This window comes from Citrobacter sp. T1.2D-1, assembly GCF_950098555.1.
Lineage (GTDB): Bacteria > Pseudomonadota > Gammaproteobacteria > Enterobacterales > Enterobacteriaceae > Citrobacter_A > Citrobacter_A telavivensis.
Genome location: NZ_CATNHH010000034.1, coordinates 132,336 through 150,613, shown reverse-complemented (window position 1 = coordinate 150,613; position 18,278 = coordinate 132,336). Strand labels below are relative to the sequence as shown.

At 54.9% G+C, this 18,278-nt stretch carries 20 protein-coding genes; 12 read left to right on the top strand and 8 right to left on the bottom strand.

Translation table 11 applies throughout. The features are described from left to right. Nucleotides 1–106: 106 nt before the first annotated feature. Nucleotides 107–1,648, top strand: coding sequence for a transcriptional regulator TyrR (gene tyrR / locus QQZ17_RS18855; RefSeq protein WP_152404447.1), 1,542 nt, complete (start codon nt 107–109; stop codon nt 1,646–1,648). Between the two features lie 47 nt (nt 1,649–1,695). Here tyrR and tpx read toward each other — a convergent pair whose 3' ends face one another. Next, entirely contained in the window at nt 1,696–2,202 is a 507-nt protein-coding gene (gene tpx / locus QQZ17_RS18850; protein WP_152404449.1) for a thiol peroxidase, read from the bottom strand. A gap of 121 nt (nt 2,203–2,323) precedes the next feature. On the opposite strand from tpx, the gene ycjG reads away from it, so the two are divergent. After that, nucleotides 2,324–3,289, top strand: a complete 966-nt coding sequence (gene ycjG / locus QQZ17_RS18845) for an L-Ala-D/L-Glu epimerase (RefSeq protein WP_152404451.1) — start codon at nt 2,324–2,326, stop codon at nt 3,287–3,289. On the opposite strand, the gene mpaA is transcribed toward ycjG, so the two are convergent. Continuing rightward, complete coding sequence (gene mpaA / locus QQZ17_RS18840) at nt 3,264–3,992, bottom strand: murein tripeptide amidase MpaA (protein ID WP_152404453.1); 729 nt, start codon at nt 3,990–3,992, stop codon at nt 3,264–3,266. The genes ycjG and mpaA overlap by 26 nt on opposite strands. 183 nt (nt 3,993–4,175) lie before the next feature. Here mpaA and QQZ17_RS18835 point away from each other — a divergent pair, with 183 nt between their 5' ends. Further along, nucleotides 4,176–5,789 (top strand): peptide ABC transporter substrate-binding protein, encoded by a 1,614-nt coding sequence (locus tag QQZ17_RS18835; RefSeq protein WP_152404455.1) that lies wholly within the window; start codon nt 4,176–4,178, stop codon nt 5,787–5,789. A gap of 35 nt (nt 5,790–5,824) precedes the next feature. Here the strand turns inward: QQZ17_RS18835 and QQZ17_RS18830 are convergent, their stop codons facing one another. Next, the gene (locus QQZ17_RS18830; protein ID WP_152404458.1) at nt 5,825–6,595 is read right to left on the bottom strand and encodes a DeoR/GlpR family DNA-binding transcription regulator; all 771 of its coding nucleotides are present in this window, start codon (nt 6,593–6,595) and stop codon (nt 5,825–5,827) included. Nucleotides 6,596–6,693: 98 nt separating this feature from the next. On the opposite strand from QQZ17_RS18830, the gene QQZ17_RS18825 reads away from it, so the two are divergent. After that, nucleotides 6,694–7,077: a VOC family protein gene (locus QQZ17_RS18825; RefSeq protein ID WP_152404460.1), complete on the top strand. Its 384-nt coding sequence runs from the start codon at nt 6,694–6,696 to the stop codon at nt 7,075–7,077. A gap of 53 nt (nt 7,078–7,130) precedes the next feature. On the opposite strand, the gene QQZ17_RS18820 is transcribed toward QQZ17_RS18825, so the two are convergent. Beyond that, the gene (locus QQZ17_RS18820) at nt 7,131–8,153 is read right to left on the bottom strand and encodes a mechanosensitive ion channel family protein (protein WP_152404462.1); all 1,023 of its coding nucleotides are present in this window, start codon (nt 8,151–8,153) and stop codon (nt 7,131–7,133) included. Nucleotides 8,154–8,385: 232 nt separating this feature from the next. On the opposite strand from QQZ17_RS18820, the gene QQZ17_RS18815 reads away from it, so the two are divergent. Then, nucleotides 8,386–8,646 carry a DUF2534 family protein gene (locus QQZ17_RS18815; RefSeq protein WP_152404464.1) on the top strand — a complete coding sequence of 87 codons (261 nt, stop codon included), beginning with the start codon at nt 8,386–8,388 and terminating at the stop codon, nt 8,644–8,646. A 43-nt stretch (nt 8,647–8,689) separates the two neighbouring features. On the opposite strand, the gene uspE is transcribed toward QQZ17_RS18815, so the two are convergent. The 3 genes from uspE to ogt form a co-directional block, all read right to left on the bottom strand. Beyond that, nucleotides 8,690–9,640: a universal stress protein UspE gene (gene uspE, locus QQZ17_RS18810; RefSeq protein ID WP_152404466.1), complete on the bottom strand. Its 951-nt coding sequence runs from the start codon at nt 9,638–9,640 to the stop codon at nt 8,690–8,692. Nucleotides 9,641–9,790: 150 nt separating this feature from the next. Then, entirely contained in the window at nt 9,791–10,543 is a 753-nt protein-coding gene (fnr, locus tag QQZ17_RS18805; RefSeq protein ID WP_003020397.1) for a fumarate/nitrate reduction transcriptional regulator Fnr, read from the bottom strand. 194 nt (nt 10,544–10,737) lie between these two features. After that, nucleotides 10,738–11,253 (bottom strand): methylated-DNA--[protein]-cysteine S-methyltransferase, encoded by a 516-nt coding sequence (gene ogt / locus QQZ17_RS18800; protein ID WP_152404468.1) that lies wholly within the window; start codon nt 11,251–11,253, stop codon nt 10,738–10,740. A gap of 422 nt (nt 11,254–11,675) precedes the next feature. Here ogt and smrA point away from each other — a divergent pair, with 422 nt between their 5' ends. After that, nucleotides 11,676–12,239, top strand: coding sequence for a DNA endonuclease SmrA (smrA, locus tag QQZ17_RS18795; RefSeq protein WP_152404470.1), 564 nt, complete (start codon nt 11,676–11,678; stop codon nt 12,237–12,239). Here smrA and QQZ17_RS18790 read toward each other — a convergent pair. Then, nucleotides 12,236–13,042: an IclR family transcriptional regulator domain-containing protein gene (locus tag QQZ17_RS18790; RefSeq protein WP_152404472.1), complete on the bottom strand. Its 807-nt coding sequence runs from the start codon at nt 13,040–13,042 to the stop codon at nt 12,236–12,238. The two genes, smrA and QQZ17_RS18790, sit on opposite strands and share 4 nt — an antisense overlap. 170 nt (nt 13,043–13,212) lie before the next feature. Between QQZ17_RS18790 and QQZ17_RS18785 the strand changes: the two genes are divergently transcribed. From QQZ17_RS18785 to pcaC, 6 genes are read left to right on the top strand one after another with little or no spacing between them, the layout of a single operon-like run. Further along, nucleotides 13,213–13,902 (top strand): 3-oxoacid CoA-transferase subunit A, encoded by a 690-nt coding sequence (locus QQZ17_RS18785; RefSeq protein WP_152404474.1) that lies wholly within the window; start codon nt 13,213–13,215, stop codon nt 13,900–13,902. A 10-nt stretch (nt 13,903–13,912) separates the two neighbouring features. Next, nucleotides 13,913–14,569 carry a 3-oxoacid CoA-transferase subunit B gene (locus QQZ17_RS18780; RefSeq protein WP_152406320.1) on the top strand — a complete coding sequence of 219 codons (657 nt, stop codon included), beginning with the start codon at nt 13,913–13,915 and terminating at the stop codon, nt 14,567–14,569. A gap of 9 nt (nt 14,570–14,578) precedes the next feature. After that, entirely contained in the window at nt 14,579–15,781 is a 1,203-nt protein-coding gene (gene pcaF / locus QQZ17_RS18775; RefSeq protein WP_152406321.1) for a 3-oxoadipyl-CoA thiolase, read from the top strand. Nucleotides 15,782–15,790: 9 nt separating this feature from the next. Next, nucleotides 15,791–17,155, top strand: a complete 1,365-nt coding sequence (locus QQZ17_RS18770) for a 3-carboxy-cis,cis-muconate cycloisomerase (RefSeq protein WP_152404476.1) — start codon at nt 15,791–15,793, stop codon at nt 17,153–17,155. After that, a complete protein-coding gene (pcaD, locus tag QQZ17_RS18765) occupies nt 17,133–17,897 on the top strand; it encodes a 3-oxoadipate enol-lactonase (protein ID WP_152404478.1) in 765 nt (254 codons plus the stop codon). Before QQZ17_RS18770 ends, pcaD begins: the two co-directional genes overlap by 23 nt. After that, complete coding sequence (gene pcaC, locus QQZ17_RS18760; protein ID WP_152404480.1) at nt 17,887–18,276, top strand: 4-carboxymuconolactone decarboxylase; 390 nt, start codon at nt 17,887–17,889, stop codon at nt 18,274–18,276. Before pcaD ends, pcaC begins: the two co-directional genes overlap by 11 nt. Nucleotides 18,277–18,278: the final 2 nt, after the last annotated feature.

Genomic DNA, 18,278 nt, shown 5'->3' with positions numbered 1-18,278 from the left:
TGTTTTTCCGTCATGCTGTCAATATTTGTTGACAGAATCCTTCCTGCTTCCCCATTCCTGGCTTATCATCTTATCTATAGCTCATTATTCAGGTGAAGGTCCCCCCATGCGTCTGGAAGTCTTTTGTGAAGACCGACTCGGTCTGACTCGCGAATTACTCGATTTACTGGTGCTACGAAGCATAGATTTGCGCGGTATCGAGATTGACCCCATCGGGCGAATCTACCTTAACTTTGCCGAACTGGAGTTCACTAACTTCAGTAGCCTGATGGCTGAAATCCGCCGCATTGCGGGCGTTACCGACGTACGCACCGTACCGTGGATGCCGTCAGAGCGTGAACATCTGGCGCTCAGCGCGCTGCTTGAGGCGCTGCCTGAACCCGTCCTGTCGCTGGATCTGAAAAGTAAAATTGAGATGGCGAACCCGGCGAGTTGCCAGCTCTTTGCGCTAAATCCGGAGCGAATGCGCAACCACACCGCCGCGCAACTGATAAACGGTTTTAACTTCCAGCGCTGGCTGGAGGGCAATCCGCAGACCTCCCACAACGAACATGTGGTGATCAACGGGCAGAATTTCCTGATGGAAATCACACCGGTCTTTCTGCAAGGGGAAGCTGACGAAACCATGCTCACCGGGGCGGTGGTAATGCTACGTTCAACCATTCGGATGGGGCGTCAGTTGCAGAATCTGGCGACCCAGGATGTGAGCGCTTTCAGCCAGATCATCGCCGTCAGCGGCAAAATGAAACACGTTGTTGAACAGGCGCGCAAACTGGCAATGCTGAGTGCGCCGCTGCTGATTATCGGCGATACCGGCACCGGTAAAGATCTGTTTGCCCATGCCTGTCATCAGGCCAGCCTGCGTGCGGGTAAACCGTATCTGGCGCTCAACTGCGCCTCGATTCCTGAAGATGCGGTGGAAAGCGAACTGTTCGGCCATGCGCCGGAAGGCAAAAAAGGCTTCTTCGAGCAGGCGAACGGCGGTTCGGTGCTGCTTGATGAGATTGGCGAAATGTCGCCACGCATGCAGACTAAACTGCTGCGGTTCCTCAATGACGGCACGTTCCGCCGGGTGGGGGAAGATCATGAGGTCCATGTCGATGTGCGTGTGATCTGCGCGACGCAAAAGAATCTCGTTGAACTGGTGCAGAAAGGACTGTTCCGCGAAGATCTCTATTATCGCCTTAACGTGCTGACGCTGAATTTGCCGCCGCTGCGCGATTGTCCGCAGGATATCATGCCGCTGACCGAACTGTTCGTGGCGCGTTTTGCCGATGAACAGGGTGTCCCGCGCCCCAAACTGGCTGCCGATCTCAGTACGGTGTTGACCCGCTACGGCTGGCCAGGCAACGTGCGACAGTTGAAAAACGCCGTCTACCGGGCGCTGACGCAGCTTGAAGGTTACGAGCTGCGGCCGCAGGATATTTTGCTGCCGGATTACGATGCGACGACGGTTGCAGTCGGTGAAGATGCGATGGAAGGTTCTCTGGATGACATCACCAGCCGCTTTGAGCGCTCGGTGTTAACCCAGCTGTACCGCAGTTATCCAAGTACGCGCAAGCTGGCGAAACGTCTGGGGGTTTCTCATACCGCGATTGCGAATAAGCTGCGCGAATATGGCCTGAACCAGAAGAAGAGTGAAGAGTAAAAAAATGCCTCCGACAAAATGGAGGCATTTTTGTATGCCGGGATGACTTACGCTTTCAGCACTTCCAGTGCGGCGGCATAGTCAGGCTCGTTAGTGATTTCATTCACCAGTTGGCTGAAGATGACATTGTCATTTTCATCCAGAACCACCACCGCGCGAGCGGCCAGGCCTTTCAGAGGGCCTTCAGTGATTTCAACGCCGTAGTTTTTCAGGAACTCAGAGTTACGCAGCGTGGACAGCGTGATAACGTTGCTCAGACCTTCTGCGCCGCAGAAGCGGGACTGAGCAAACGGCAGGTCCGCAGACACACACAGTACGACGGTATTGTCGATTTCAGTGGCCAGTTGGTTAAACTTACGTACCGATGCCGCGCAAACGCCGGTATCGATGCTCGGGAAAATGTTCAGCACTTTGCGTTTGCCTGCAAACTGGCTCAGTGCGACGTCAGACAGATCTTTTGCCACGAGGGTAAAAGGCAGCGCTTTGCTACCCGCTTGAGGAATGGAGTTGGCGACTGCAACCGGGTTGCCCTGGAAATGAACGGTTTGTGACATGGTTATCTTCCTGTTTACATATAGTTAACGTCACAGCTAGTTTATGCCAACAGCCGATAACACGGCAAACGCTATTTCGGTGTAGCGCACAAACCACCACGTCATGGTTTAAGGAGAAAAAATGCGTTCTGTGAAGGTATACGAGGAAGCCTGGCCGTTACATACCCCCTTTGTGATTGCCCGTGGCAGCCGCAGCGAGGCGCGTGTCGGGGTGGTTGAACTGGAAGAAGAGGGCGTGAAAGGGACGGGCGAATGCACGCCCTATCCGCGCTACGGGGAAAGCGATGCGTCCGTGATGGCGCAAATCATGAGCATAGCGCCGCAACTGGAAAAAGGACTGACCCGGGACGCGCTACAGAAACTGCTTCCCGCCGGCGCGGCGCGTAACGCGGTTGACTGTGCATTGTGGGATCTGCATGCCCGTCAGCAGCAGCAAACGCTGACGGAAACGCTTGGCGTGGCGTTGCCCGAGACGATCGCCACTGCGCAGACCGTGGTGATTGGCACACCGGAACAAATGGCGGCCAGCGCGGCGGCGCTGTGGGAAGCCGGTGCAAGAGTGTTGAAGGTGAAACTGGACGATCGGTTGATCAGTGAACGCATGGTGGCGATTCGGTCGGCGGCACCGGAGGCGACCCTGATTGTCGATGCCAATGAGTCATGGCGGGCGGAAGGGCTGGCGGCGCGCTGTCAACTGTTAGCCGATCTCGGCGTGGCGATGCTGGAACAACCGCTTCCGGCGCAGGATGACGCGGCGCTGGAAAATTTCATCCATCCGCTGCCGGTCTGCGCGGATGAGAGTTGTCATACCCGTAGCAGCCTGAAAGCGCTGCACGGGCGCTATGAAATGGTCAATATCAAGCTGGACAAAACCGGTGGACTGACCGAGGCGCTGGCGCTGGCTACCGACGCACGCGAACAGGGATTTGCGCTGATGCTGGGTTGCATGCTTTGCACGTCACGGGCGATTACTGCCGCATTACCGCTGACGCCGCAGGTCAGTTTTGCCGATCTTGATGGCCCTACCTGGTTGGCTGTCGATGTCGAGCCCGCGCTGCACTTTACGACCGGACAACTTCATCTTTAGGATGCCAGCGCAGGAGCGTGGACATCGCCTGTAGATATTTCTCGCTGGCCTCATCGGATGAGATCGGCGGAAATTCCGCAGTGATGCAGTGTAATTCCAGGTCCGCACACCAGCTGCCGAAAGAGCCGGGCGTTTCGTAACCCACGCTGGTCACCAGCGGCAGTTCGAACGCCTGCGCCAGCCATTCACCGAGTTCACTGCTTTTGGGATCTTCAATGCAGGCCAGCGGGTCATGGAAGGAGACGACCCACGCGGGGTGAATGCGATGAATCAACTGACATAGCGCCTGAGTTTCCGGTTCCGAACCCGGATGCTCTCCCGTCAACAGCACCACGTCACGCGCTTGTGCAGCGCTGTTCCAGCGATAAACCGTCTCCCCGGCTTTCCAGTTGGCTGACGGAAAATTGCGATTGAGATCGACGCCGTTGGCGTTCGCACGTAAACCAAGCTGACAGCCGTCCGGGTTTACCGCGAGGATCACATGGTGGCGGCGCAGTGACGGCGTCAGCGTGCGCAGCGCGCAGGAGAGCGTGACCACCGACGCGTTTTCGTCACCGTGCGTTCCCGCAATAATCAAACCACTGTCGCGACTGGCGGCGGAAGCCGGAAACCAGATCAGCGGAGCCCCCAACAGTGAACGTCCATAATGTTCGGTTCCTGGCGGAAAGGCGCCGCGTTGTGCACGAGGGCGGGTAACGGTCATAAGCGTCTCTGAATTCAGGGATTATTACTCGCAGTGTTGTGCAAATCTGGCCGATAATCAAATCGTTTTCACACGCACTGATTTTTAGTCGTAATATCAATTTTCTGCAGGAAGTTGTTTGCATTTCCTTCAGGCGAAACAAATAATTACGCCATCGTGACTAAGCCGGATTGAGGGGACTCTATGAAGCACTCTGTTTCAGTAACCTGTTGTGCGCTGTTGGTTAGCAGCATTTCTCTGTCATATGCTGCGGATGTTCCCAGCACAACGGTACTGGCAGAGAAGCAGGAGCTGGTTCGCCATATAAAAGATGAACCTGCGACGCTTGACCCGGCAAAAGCCGTTGGACTGCCGGAAATTCAGGTTATTCGCGACCTGTATGAAGGGCTGGTGAACCAGAACGAGAAGGGCGAAATCGTGCCTGGCGTCGCCACGCAGTGGAAAAGCAACGACAATCGGATCTGGACGTTTACGCTGCGCGATAATGCGCGCTGGTCAGACGGTACCCCGGTGACCGCGCAGGATTTTGTCTATAGCTGGCAGCGGCTGGTAGATCCGAAAACGCTGTCACCTTTTGCCTGGTTTGCCGCGCTGGCGGGGGTGAATAACGCCCAGGCGATTATTGATGGCAAAATGACGCCCGATAAGCTCGGCGTGACCGCCATTGACGCTCGCACCCTGAAAGTACAACTGGATAAACCGCTGCCGTGGTTCGCCAATCTCACCGCCAGCTTTGCGTTTTATCCGGTACAAAAAGCCAACGTGGCAAGCGGTAAAGACTGGACCAAACCGGGCAATCTGATTGGTAACGGCGCCTATGTGCTGCAGGATCGCGTGGTGAATGAAAAGCTGGTGGTGGTGCCGAATACCCATTACTGGGATAACGGTAAAACGGTGCTGCAAAAGGTGACCTTCCTGCCTATCAATCAGGAGTCCTCAGCCACCAAACGTTACCTGGCGGGTGACATCGACATCACCGAGTCGTTCCCCAAAAATATGTACCAGAAGCTGTTGAAGGACATTCCTGGTCAGGTCTATACGCCACCCCAGTTGGGAACCTATTACTATGCGTTTAACACGCAAAAAGGCCCTACTGCGGATTCCCGCGTGCGTCTGGCGCTGAGCATGACCATCGATCGTCGCATTATGGCGGAGAAGGTGTTGGGGACCGGGGAAAAACCGGCCTGGCATTTTACGCCGGACGTCACTGCCGGCTTTACGCCTGAACCGTCGCCCTTTGAGCAAATGAGTCAGGAAGAGCTGAATGCGCAGGCGAAAACGCTGTTGCGTGCGGCGGGATACGGCCCGCAGAAGCCGCTGAATCTGACGCTGCTGTACAACACCTCTGAGAACCACCAGAAAATCGCCATCGCGGTAGCCTCGATGTGGAAGAAAAATTTAGGTGTGGATGTCAAGCTGCAAAACCAGGAGTGGAAAACCTACATCGACAGCCGTAACACCGGGAACTTCGATGTGATTCGCGCTTCCTGGGTGGGGGATTACAACGAGCCTTCCACCTTCCTGTCGCTGTTGACCTCAACACACTCCGGCAATATTTCCCGTTTTAACAACCCGGCGTATGACAAAGTCATCACCCAGGCGACGATGGAAAATACCGATAAAGCACGTAACGCGGATTACAATGCGGCGGAAAAAATCCTCATGGAGCAGGCTCCGATCGCGCCAATTTATCAGTACACCAACGGGCGCTTAATCAAACCGTGGCTGAAAGGGTATCCGATCATGAACCCGGAAGATGTGGCTTACAGCCGGACCATGTACATCATTAAGCACTAACAATCCGTCAGCGGGCGCGGGATCGCGCCTGCTGATTACACCGTGTAAATGCGAATATCATGTTCGCGAAACGCCTCGCAATACTCCTTGCTGATGTTCGCCTCAACCACAATAACGTCAATTTCACTGCTTCGGGCGACGACATAGCGAGCCACCGCCGGGATCTTGTCTGCCGTTAGCGCCACAATGGTTTCATTGCACTGTTGAAGCACCGCGCGCTTGAATTCACAGTCGGCATAATCGAACCCGGTCAGACCGGATTCTGGTGCCATCGCACAGCCGCCGATAAAGCCCTGATCAAACAACATTCCCTGAACCTGAGCGATCGCCGATGCGCCGACGCAACCGCCGGAAGAACGCTGCAACTGACCGCCGAGCATGATGACGTCATACAGCGGCTTTTTTAGCAGTACGGCAGCGATTTCCGGTGAATTGGTGACCACGGTCAGAGAGAGTTCTGCCGGGAGCGCTTCCGCCATTGCCAGGTTGGTCGTGCCGGTGTCGATAAAAATACAACTGCCTGATTTGACCAGTCGTGCACATTTTTGCGCGATGCTGCTCTTTTGATCGGGTTTCTTCGTTTTGCGGACCGCATAGTCACCGGCCTCTGGCAGCATCATTACCGCGCCGCCATACACTTTTTTGCAAATACCTTCCTTACTGAGTTCGTGAAGATCGCGGCGAATGGTGTGTTCCGACACGTTCAGTCGGGAGGCGAGGTCGCTGCATACCACACGCCCATTCTCCTGCAGGATCTGCTGAATCAGGGCTTGTCGTTGTTCCGGGAAAGCTGCATAATCGAGCATAATAAATCCTGAAAACCATATCATCGAGCAATAAAAAGCATGATCGGGCAAAACGATCGCTGCTGTCAACATTCTGACGGGCTGAGACGAGGTAAAACATGAAAATCGCACACATGGCGCTATGGACCACGGAACTGGAGGCACAGGCGCGCTTCTGGGCGGAGTTTTTTGGCGGTACGCTCAATGAAAAATACAGCAGCAAGAACAATCCCGGATTCGAGTCCTATTTTGTGCGCATCGGCGATGACATTGCCATTGAACTGATGACAAAACCGGGGTTGCGTGCTCAGCGACCGGATAACCAGACAACCGGATGGGTGCATCTGGCGATTGCGGTGGGTAGTGCAAAAAAAGTGGATATGCTGGCGAAAAAAGCACAGGCGCAGGGGATCCTCGTTTCGCCTCCACGTACCACCGGGGATGGTTACTATGAAGCGGTCATCAAGGACCCGGACGGGAATTTCATCGAAATTGTCGAGTGAGGAGAGGGATCCCCAGCCCCGGATCGCGATGTCCGGGGCTGGAATAGTAAACGTCACGAACCGCTACCGGTTTCATTGATATAGAGCGTCTGGCTCGGGAAGGCAAAGTCAGCACCATGATTCTGTACAATATCAATAATATTAAGATAAACCTGTTGCTGTACGGCCAGCCACTCTTCCCAGATCGTGGTGCGGGTAAAACAATACACCATGATATTTAACGAGGAGTCGCCAAAGCCATTGAAATAGACCAGCAGCGTTTGTTGCTGATCGATATCATTATGGGTTTGTAGCATCTGCCGTATATCAGCGACGATAGCACCGATTTTGCTGGCATCTTCGTAACGTAACCCGACAACCGTGTTGATTCGCCGGTTACTCATGCGGCCTGGGTTTTCGACGCTAATCGAGGAAAAAATCGAGTTGGGAACGTATAATGGCCGATGATCGAAAGTGGTGATTTTGGTCATCCGCCAGCCAATTTCCGTCACGGTGCCTTCAATATTGCGATCCGGAGATCGCACCCAGTCACCGATGCTGAAAGGGCGGTCGAAATAGAGCATGATTCCTGAAAAGAAATTGCTCAAAATATCTTTCCCGGCCATCCCGACCGCGATACCGCCAATTCCGCCGAAGGTCAGTAATCCCGACAGACTCATACCGAAGTGTTCGCCATACAGCAGAATGATGACGATAACGAGGGTTATCTTGATTATCCGCGATAAAATTCTCGCGCGGGTGATATCATGACCTTTATTTATTTGCGATTTTTCAAACTGGTTAATAAGCAGAAACAGTTTCAGGGTCAGAATCAGCGCAATCAGTGAAGTACAGACAAAGTCGACAAAACTGGATGAGATTGCGCTGATATGATAATGCGCAATGACCGTATTCGCGACGCTACCCAATGTACTAATGATCAGGGTGTAAATAAGAAACTGGATGACATGCAGAACAAACCCTTTCTTCTTTTTATTACCGTGATGAAACCAAAAATTCATCAGAATTAAGCTGAAAAGGCTACTTAAAATAACCGTCACATTGAAGATGTTTTTTACAAACAGGTCAGTAAACATCGTTATCCCCGGTATTCCGGTCCCTTTTAAATAACAGCAATATAGCCACAGTCTTAATCATGATACTCAGGATAAACAATTGAGTCATCAAAGAATCGTGGCGATAAATAGTGATATCGGCGCTTTCATACCAATAAGATTTCAATGTGACGCATTTGTGCGTGAAGACTTTTGCGCATTGTCATGGTATTGTTGCACTAAAGTAACGGACTTTCAGTAACAGAAGGGCATTATGATGATGGAAAAGCTAAAGACGGCGAAGGGCAAAAAGTTTCTGCTGTGCCTGCTGGGGGTGTTTATCATCGCCGCATCGGTTGTCACACGCGCCACGATCGGCGGGGTGATTGAACAGTATGATATTCCGCTTTCTGACTGGACGACGTCGATGTATATCATTCAGTCATCAATGATTTTCGTCTATAGCCTTGTTTTCACTGTGCTGCTCGCCATCCCGTTGGGGATTTATTTCCTCGGCGGTGAGGACAAACAATAAAAAAGGCCCGATTATTCGGGCCTTTGGTTTCTTTCACGACGCGTTAGTCGTCTTCATCGTCATCAAGTTCAACAGGCGTCTGGTACTGATCGGGCTTGATGACCAGCAGGTCGCAACGCAGGTGATCGATGACCTGTTCCGCCGTGTTGCCCAGGAACGCGGCGGAAATCCCGGTACGACCCACCGTCCCCAGAACCACAATCCCCGCCTGCAGATGTTCTGCTAAATCGGGGATCACCTCTTCCGGCAATCCTTTCTCGACGTGCGTGACTTTCTCGTCGATGCTGAATTTTTGCCGCAGCGCTTTCATTGCCAGCAGGTGCTGACCGCGAATCGCATCGTTATAGACGCTGGGATCAAATTCCGGCAGTTCAATGGCGATATTGATAGGGGTGACAGGGTAGGCCCCGACCAGATGCACCTCTGTATGGTTGACCTGCTCGGCGAGTTGTAGCGTCTCTTTCACCAGCTTTTCATTCAGCGCATTGTGGTAGGCCTCTTCGCTGGCGAGGTTTACCGCTACCAGCGCTTTACCGCCTTCCGGCCAGGGCTGGTCTTTTACCATCCACACCGGGCTTGGGCATTTACGCAGCAGATGCCAGTCGGTCGGTGTAAAGATAACCGCTTCCAGTCTGTCATGCTGGTGCGCCATCTTCAGCACCAGATCGTGCCCGGCGCTAATGACTTCCTGAATAATGGCTTCAAAAGGACGGTTGTGCCAGACCACTTTAATGTCAACAGGAACGCCTGCTTCGATGTAGTATTTTGCTTGTTCGCGTATCCAGGCTGTCCGCTGACTAATGACGCCCTGACGCATGGCTGTACGCTCATCAGGCGACAGCAGGGTGGTCATCTCGTAGGAAAAGTCGTAGATCGGCAAAAAGGCTTTAATTTTGCCACCAATCCGTTGATGCAAATAAACCGCACGCCGTAACGCAGGTTGATCGTCCTGATTCGGATCGATAACCACCAGCATGTTTTGATACATAGCCATACAGGGTCTCCTTACAACTGTCATCGCAGTTTGTAACTAAAAGAGTAACCCAAGAATGTGAATTGAAACAGGGAAGAACCTTCTGTCAGATCAATAAATCAGGAAAATTTAGCGATTCGACAGAAGGGTTTCAGAAGGGTTGCGGAAAGATTAAGCAACGTTACGGGTGTGTCCGGCGAGTACCGCCAGCGCATCACTGTTTTCGATGGTGATGTATTTCCCTTTCACCGCCAGCATCCCGCTCTTCTGGAAACGACCCAGCAAACGGCTGATCGTTTCAACGGTCAGGCCCAGGTAGTTACCGATATCCCCACGGGTCATGGTCAGTCGGAATTCACGTGGAGAGAAGCCTCGCTGCGCGAAGCGACGGGACAGGTTATAGATAAATGCCGCCAGACGCTCTTCCGCGTTTTTCTTCGACAGCAACAGGATCATATCCTGGTCGCCTTTGATCTCACCACTCATCAGACGCATCATCTGCTGACGCAGGTTCGGCATTTTGCCGGACAGATCATCAAGTGTCTCAAACGGGATTTCGCAGACCATTGAGGTTTCCAGTGCCTGCGCAAAACTCGGATGATGACCGCTACCGATCGCGTCGAAACCGACCAGGTCGCCCGCGAGGTGGAAGCCTGTTATCTGCTCATCGCCTTGTTCAGTAATGGTATAGCTCTTGATCGTACCGGAACGAATGGCATAGAGCGATTTCAGCTCATCACCCGCCTTAAACAGCGTCTGGCCTTTCTGGATCGGCTTTTTACGCTCGATGATATTATCAAGCTGATCAAGCTCATGCTCGTTAAGTGTGAACGGGATGCAAAGCTGGCTGATACTGCAATCCTGGCAATGGATAGCACAACCGCCAGACTGAATGCGCCGTATAATTCGCTTTTCCGGGATCATAGGTCTGCTCAAGCCGTAATTGATATTTGTCAATTTTAACATCTTTTTGGTGAGCACGTAAGTCTGAGCTAACCCCAATAGCGGATAATTCTGGTATACGTGAGCAAATTATTTCTATCTCTTTGAAAATCCATACTTTCCGTGTGGCGTCTTTACGTAAAAGTGTGAGCAAGAAGGCACGAATTGCCTGGATATTACAGCAACAGGTAACCTTCATGGCGCAACAGCCACTCTTTCCGCTGCACGCCGCCAGCATAACCGGTCATGGTGCCGTTGCGTCCGATGACGCGGTGGCAGGGCACCACAATGCTGATTGGATTCGAACCGTTCGCCGCGCCAACCGCCCGCGCGGCCCCAGGACGTCCCAATTGTTCAGCCAACTGGCCGTAGTGCATCACCTGACCACAAGGAATGGTGCGTAATGTCTGCCAGACTTCCCGCTGAAAAGGGGTACCGCCGGTGGCGGTAGGCAGCGAATCGATCGCGCTGAGGTTGCCGGCAAAGTAGTCGGCAAGTTTATCGCACAGGCCGCCCGGATTCGTCGCGCTGATGCGGGTATAACCTTCGGCGCGGTAATGGATATCCAGCAGTTGCACCATACGATCGCTGTACTGTTCCCACTCGATGGCGCGCAGCCTGTATTGCTCATCGCAAATCACCCAAAGCGGACCCAGCGGGGTCATCATTTTCTCTTCCAGTAGTGTCAGCATCGGTTGCCTCGTTGGCATGCAGTCGGTGGGCGTCAACGTATCATGGTCGTCGTCAGCAGCGCTATACCTCTGATTTGGGATAAAAAAATAGAGCCTGTCGACATCCGCCAGACTCTACAGTACACACAGCAGTTTATCCTTCATGTGTTCCCGTTATTATTCCGTGTGGCGGGTAATGTCTTATAGCAAGAACCGTTTACTGATGCCAGCCATCATGGGTGATTGATTTCACGAAAATCTAAGTTAAATCAAATGGATTTTAGAATCACTCAATATGAGTTAATCATGGATAAAATCGACGGTACTTAGTGCATCATGGGTTTATGACATCCCGATGTTTACTGGAAACATCTGTAAACCGTTGTCGCCCTTCTGGGCGACGGTTATGATAGTGGCTGTCTTTAAAAGCGGGAGGACGGAGCATGAACCTTGACGACAAATCATTATTTCTTGACGCCATGGAGGATGTTCAGCCGCTGAAACGTTGCGCCGACGTACACTGGCAACCCGTGCGCAATACGCGTACCCCGCAGCGCATTGATACACTCCAACTGGATAATTTTTTCACCACCGGTTTTCTGGAGGTCGTCCCGCTGACGCAGCCGCTGGCGTTTCGTCGCGAGGGATTGCAGCAGGGCGTGCTCGATAAACTGCACACAGGGAAGTACAGCCAGCAGGCGAGCCTGAACCTGTTGCGTCAACCGGTGGAAGCGTGCCGCCAACAGCTGTTCAGTTTTCTTCTCCAGTCGTTACAGGATGGTCTGCGTAACGTACTGATCATTCATGGTAAAGGACGAGACAATAACTCACATGCCAACATCGTACGCAGCTACGTGGCGCGCTGGTTGACCGAATTCGACGACGTTCAGGCGTATTGCACGGCGCTGCCGCATCATGGCGGCAGCGGGGCGTGTTACGTGGCGCTGCGCAAGACCGCACAGGCGAAGCAGGAAAACTGGGAACGCCACGCCAAGCGAAGCCGTTAATGCAGCAACAGCGACAGCTCCTGCGCGGCTTTCTGCAACTCAGGCAGCACCCGGTTGCGCAACTCGTCCGCCGTCACCTGGCCGGCATGTACTCCCACGTTCAACGCGGCCTGAACCTGGCCCTGACTGTTCATCAGCGGTACGGCAATGGATCGCAGCCCCATCTCCAGTTCCTGATCGTTTAGCGCATAGCCCTGTTGCCGCACTTTCTTCAGTTCGGCGCGCAGGGCGGGGACGGAATCCACGGTCTGCGAGGTGTAGCGGATCATGGTGATGCGACCGAGCATGTCGTTCAGCTTGTCCTCAGAAAGATGACTGAGCAGCACGCGTCCCATTGAAGTGGACCACGCGGGCAGTCGACTGCCGATGTCCAGATCGATGGTCATAATGCGTGAACTGGAGGCGCGGGCGATATACAAAATATCGTCACCGTCGAGGGTGGCGATGGAACAGGACTCATTGAGCATTTCGCTCAGATGCTTCAGAACCGGTTGCGTCGCACGTGCCAGCGGCGTAGAGGCCAGATAAGCATGTCCCAGCGCCAGGATCCGTGGGCGTAATTCAAAATTTTTTCCATCTTCGGCATAGACAAATCCCAGTTTTCCCAGCGTATACAGACAGCGTCTGACCGCCGCGCGCGGTATCCCGGTTTTCTGGCTAATCTGCGATATTGACATAACCCGCCGTTGCGGCGTAAACGCCTGAATCACCTCCAGCCCACGCGCCAGTGAAGCCATGTAGTTAGGGTCGCCCTTGAACGGATCGGCCTCATTGTTCAGTCGGTCATCAGGATGTTTTTCCACTGTTTTCCTCTCGTTGTTCGCCACGGATCACATTCTTCGTACAAATATAAATGATGTTCGATAATCGCACCATATTTCGATTATCGCCCTTGCCTGACTTCGTTAAGTGGGTCACATTTTGTGCGAACAACGCAAAAATGTGCGAAATACGCACCAAAAGGAGCGAGCTGATGATTGATAAAAGTGTGCCTTCGCTGGAGGAGGCCATCGCCGGGATCCCGGATGGTGCCACCATCATGATTGGGGGCTTTGGTACCGCCGGACAACCCACCACGTTGATCGATGCGCTCATTGCGCAGGGGGCTCGCGACCTCACCATCATCAATAACAATGCGGGCAACGGTGAAATCGGTCTGGCGGCGCTGTTGAAGGCCAGACGCGTGCGCAAAATGATCTGCTCCTTTCCGCGTCAGGTGGATTCACAGGTTTTTGACGCACTGTATCGCCGCGGCGAGGTTGAGCTGGAACTGGTGCCGCAGGGGAATCTGGCGGCGCGGATTCAGGCCGCCGGGGCCGGACTGGGAGCCATTTATACGCCGACAGGCTACGGCACCCCGCTGGCGGAAGGTAAAGAAACTCGCCGCATCGAGGGGAAAAACTATGTACTCGACTATCCGATCAAAGCCGATTTTGCTCTGATTAAGGCGCACCAGGCCGATCGCTGGGGAAATCTGGTGTATCGAAAAGCGGCGCGCAATTTTGGCCCCATCATGGCGACTGCCGCGCAAACCACCGTGGTGGAGGTGAATCAGATTGTCCCGCTGGGCGAACTCGATCCCGAGCACGTCATCACGCCCGGTATTTTTGTCCAGCGCGTGTTTTCTCTGGAAAACCTCACCCACGCTGCGCTGCGCGCGTAAGGAGTAAATGATGAAGAAATTATCCCGTGACGAAATGGCCAGACGCGTGGCGCAGGATATTCCGGAAGGAGCATACGTCAATCTGGGGATCGGCTTGCCGACCCGCATCGCCAACTACCTGCCGGCGGAAAAAGAGATTTTCCTGCACAGTGAAAATGGCCTGCTCGGGATGGGGCCAAAACCCGCAGAAGGGGAAGAAGATCCGGAACTGATTAACGCCGGAAAAGAGTACGTCACCTTGTTGCAGGGCGGTTGCTTTTTCCACCACGGCGACTCTTTCGCCATGATGCGTGGCGGACACCTCGATATCTGCGTGCTGGGGGCGTATCAGGTCTCTGCATCAGGGGATCTTGCCAACTGGAGTACCGGTGCGCCGGACGCCATTCCCGCCGTGGGCGGCGCGATGGATCTGGCGATCGGTGCGCGCCAGGTTTTCGTGATGATGGACCATCTGACCCGCGACGGTGAGTGCAAACTGGTTGAGTACTGCTCCTACCCACTGACGGGCATGGGCTGTGTCAGCCGTATCTATACCGACCTGGCAGTGATCGACATTACCGACACGGGGCCGGTTGTCCGGGAGATTTTCAACGGTCTCTCTTTTGAGGAGTTGCAGCGTCTGACGCCGGTAACGCTGAGCTGTGAACCGCTGGCGCAAAGCGCATAAGGAACTATGATGAATCAGGCATTTATCTGCGATGCAGTGCGGACCCCTTTTGGTCGCTTCGGCGGAACGCTGGCGAGCGTCAGGGCTGACGATTTGGCCGCCATTGTGCTGAAAGCCTTGCTTGAACGTAATCCTGGCCTCGATCCGGCGCTGATTGATGATGTGATTTACGGCTGTGCAAATCAGGCGGGGGAAGATAACCGCAACGTGGCGCGGATGGCGCTGCTGCTGGCCGGGCTACCGGAAAGCGTTCCGGGCAGCACGGTAAACCGTCTGTGCGGATCCAGCCTTGATGCCATCGGCATCGCCGCGCGAGCGATTAAAAGTGGTGAAACGCAGCTGATGATCGCGGGGGGCGTGGAGAGCATGTCGCGTGCGCCATTTGTGATGGGTAAAGCAGAAAACGCCTTCAGCCGGAATATGAAAATCGAAGACACCACGATTGGCTGGCGTTTTATCAACGCGCAAATGAAAGCACGCTATGGTGTAGATTCTATGCCGGAAACGGCGGAAAACGTGGCGCAGGAGTTTGGCATATCGCGCACCGATCAGGATGCGTTTGCCCTGCGCAGCCAGTTACGCACCGCTGCCGCTCAGGAGCAGGGACTGTTCGCGCAAGAATTGATTCCTGTGACAGTGTCACAGAAAAGGGGCGATCCGCTGATCTTTCGCGAGGATGAGCATCCGCGCGCAACGTCGCTGGAGGCGCTCGCCAGGCTGAAAGGCGTGGTTCGCGCCGACGGTACGGTATCGGCGGGCAATGCGTCTGGCGTCAACGACGGTGCCTGTGCGCTGCTCATCGCCAGTGAACAGGCGATGGTACAGCAGGGGTTGCAACCGCTGGCGCGTATTGTCGGCGTGGCAACCGCTGGGGTCGCCCCGCGAATTATGGGCTTCGGTCCGGCACCGGCGGTCCGTAAAGTGCTGGCACAAACAGGATTAACGCTCAGTCAGATGGATGTCATCGAACTTAACGAAGCGTTTGCCGCGCAGGCGCTGGCGGTGATGCGCGATTTGGGGCTACCCGATGATGCCGCCCAGGTGAATCCCAACGGCGGTGCGATTGCCCTCGGCCACCCTCTGGGGGCATCGGGCGGTCGTCTGGCGATGACCGCCGCTTACCAGTTACAGCGTACCGGCGGCCGCTATGCGCTTTGTACGATGTGCATTGGCGTGGGTCAGGGGATCGCATTGATTATTGAACGTGTGTAAGGAGCAGGAATGACCTTGCTAACCCCGTTGATGCGCGGAACGGCGCTCACGACAGAATTTTCAGATTTACAGCTTCTCCAGGGAATGCTCGATTTTGAAGCCGCGCTTGCCCGCGCGCAGGCCGCCTGCGGAGTGATCCCGGCAACGGCCGCCGGGCCTATCGCCCAGGCCTGTCGCGCGGAGTTGTTTGATCTGCCCGCGCTGGCGGAATCGGCGCGGGCGGCAGGCAATCTGGCGATTCCGCTGGTAAAACACTTAACCGAACGGGTGAAGAGCGCAGATCCTGACGCGGCGCGCTACGTCCACTGGGGGGCAACCAGTCAGGATGCGATCGATACCGGTCTGGTGCTGCAACTGCGTGCCGCGCTGAATCACACGCAACGCGCGCTGGGTCAGTTGACAGAAACCTTTGCCCGTCAGGCATTGCACTACCAGCACACCGTCATGCCTGGGCGTACCTGGATGCAGCAGGCGCTGCCGGTGACCTGGGGCTTAAAACTGGCGAGCACGCTTGATGCGCTGCTGCGCTGGCAGGAACGTCTGCAACAGTTGCTGCCTCGCGTCCAGGTGCTGCAGTTTGGCGGCGCGGCGGGAACGCTGGCATCACTCGGACAGGACGCTCTACCGGTGGCAGAGCGGCTTGCGCAGGAACTGGCGCTGACGCTGCCGGATACGCCCTGGCATACCCAGCGCGACAGGCTGTTAGAAGTCGGGGCATGGTATGCCGGTATTGGCGGTACCCTCGGCAAGTTTGCTCAGGACTTTGCGCTGCTGATGCAGACTGAAGTGGCAGAAGTCAGCGAACCTGCCGCCGCAGGTCGGGGCGGATCGTCGGCGATGCCGCATAAACGAAATCCGGTAAGCTGTGCGGCGATCCTGACCGCCACGCAGCGTACGCCAGGGCTGATGGCCACACTCTTTGGTTGTCAGCTACAGCAGCATGAACGCGCGCTCGGCGGCTGGCAGGCTGAATGGGAAGTCCTGCCGGAGGTCGTCATGCTGGTCGGGCACGCGCTGGAGGAAACCCAGCTGCTCGCCCTGCATATGCAGGTTTTTCCGCAAAAGATGCGTGACAACCTGGACATCACCCACGGTCTGATGATGGCGGAAGCGGTCACTCTGGCGCTGGCGGCATTTATCGGCAAACAGGACGCGCACCATCTGATTGAAGGGCTGTGCCATCGCGCAATAGAAAACGATCGATCCCTGCATTCGGTGCTTGTCGATGACCCGCAGGTGATGGCCCATCTTAATGAATCTCAGCTGGCGGCGTTACTGGATCCCGGCACGGCGACCGGCAGCGCGGCACAATTTGTTCAACGTGTGCTTGCACGTTACGAGGAACGACAGCATGGAACTGAATTACCAGATTGATGGCCCGGACGATGCGCCAGTGGTGGTGTTATCCAATTCCCTGGGCACCACGCTTACGATGTGGGCGCCGCAACTTGCCGCGTTGAGCGCACAGTATCGGGTGTTACGCTATGACACTCACGGGCATGGTGCTACGGGTAAAACGGGGCCAACCGATCTCGCCCGGTTAGGGCAGGATGTGATTGCGTTGCTTGACCACCTGGATATTCCGGCAGCGCATTTTTGCGGGATCTCGATGGGAGGGCTCACCGGGCTCTGGCTTGCCTGTCATCATCCTCAGAGGATGCTGAGCGTGACGGTGATAAACAGCGCCGCACGCATCGGTGATGAGGCGGGCTGGCACGCTCGCGCACAACATGTTCGTCAGAACGGACTGCGCGACATTGCCGTCAGCGCACCTGAACGCTGGTTCAGCCCATCCTTTTGTCGGTCCGCACCGCAAACGGTCTCAGCCCTGTGTCAGCAACTCGCGGACTCGTCAGCAGAAGGATACGCCGCCTGCTGTGATGCGCTGGCTACGGCTGATTTACGTGAACAGATTAGCCGTATTACGCGGCCGGTGCTGCTGATCGCCGGAGAATATGACCCGGTCACCACCGTGGACGACGCCCGGTTTATGCATCAGCGTATTGCAGGTTCCGTGCTGGCCGTGGTGAAGGCGTCCCACTTATCCACTATTGAAGCGCCGGCCACGGTGAACGCGGCGTTATTATCGTTTCTGGGAGGACAACATGCAGGATGAAGAACGTTATCAGCAGGGAATGGCCATACGCCGGGGTGTCCTGGGCGATGCGCATGTTGACCGCACCGTGCAAAATCTGACGCCGCTGAATGAAGAATTTCAGAACTTCATTACCCGTTATGCATGGGGTGATATCTGGAGCCGTCCCGGACTGGATCGGCATACGCGCAGTATGATAACCATTGCGATGCTGATTGCGCTCAATCGCGAGGCGGAGCTGAAAATGCATCTCAATGCCGCGTTCAACAACGGTGTAACGCGTGAGGAACTGAAAGAGCTGATCATGCATTCGGCGCTTTACTGCGGATTGCCTGCCGCCAATGCGACGCTGCATCTGGCGCAGCAGGTTTTTGATCAGCGCGACGCCGCGGGGAAATAAAT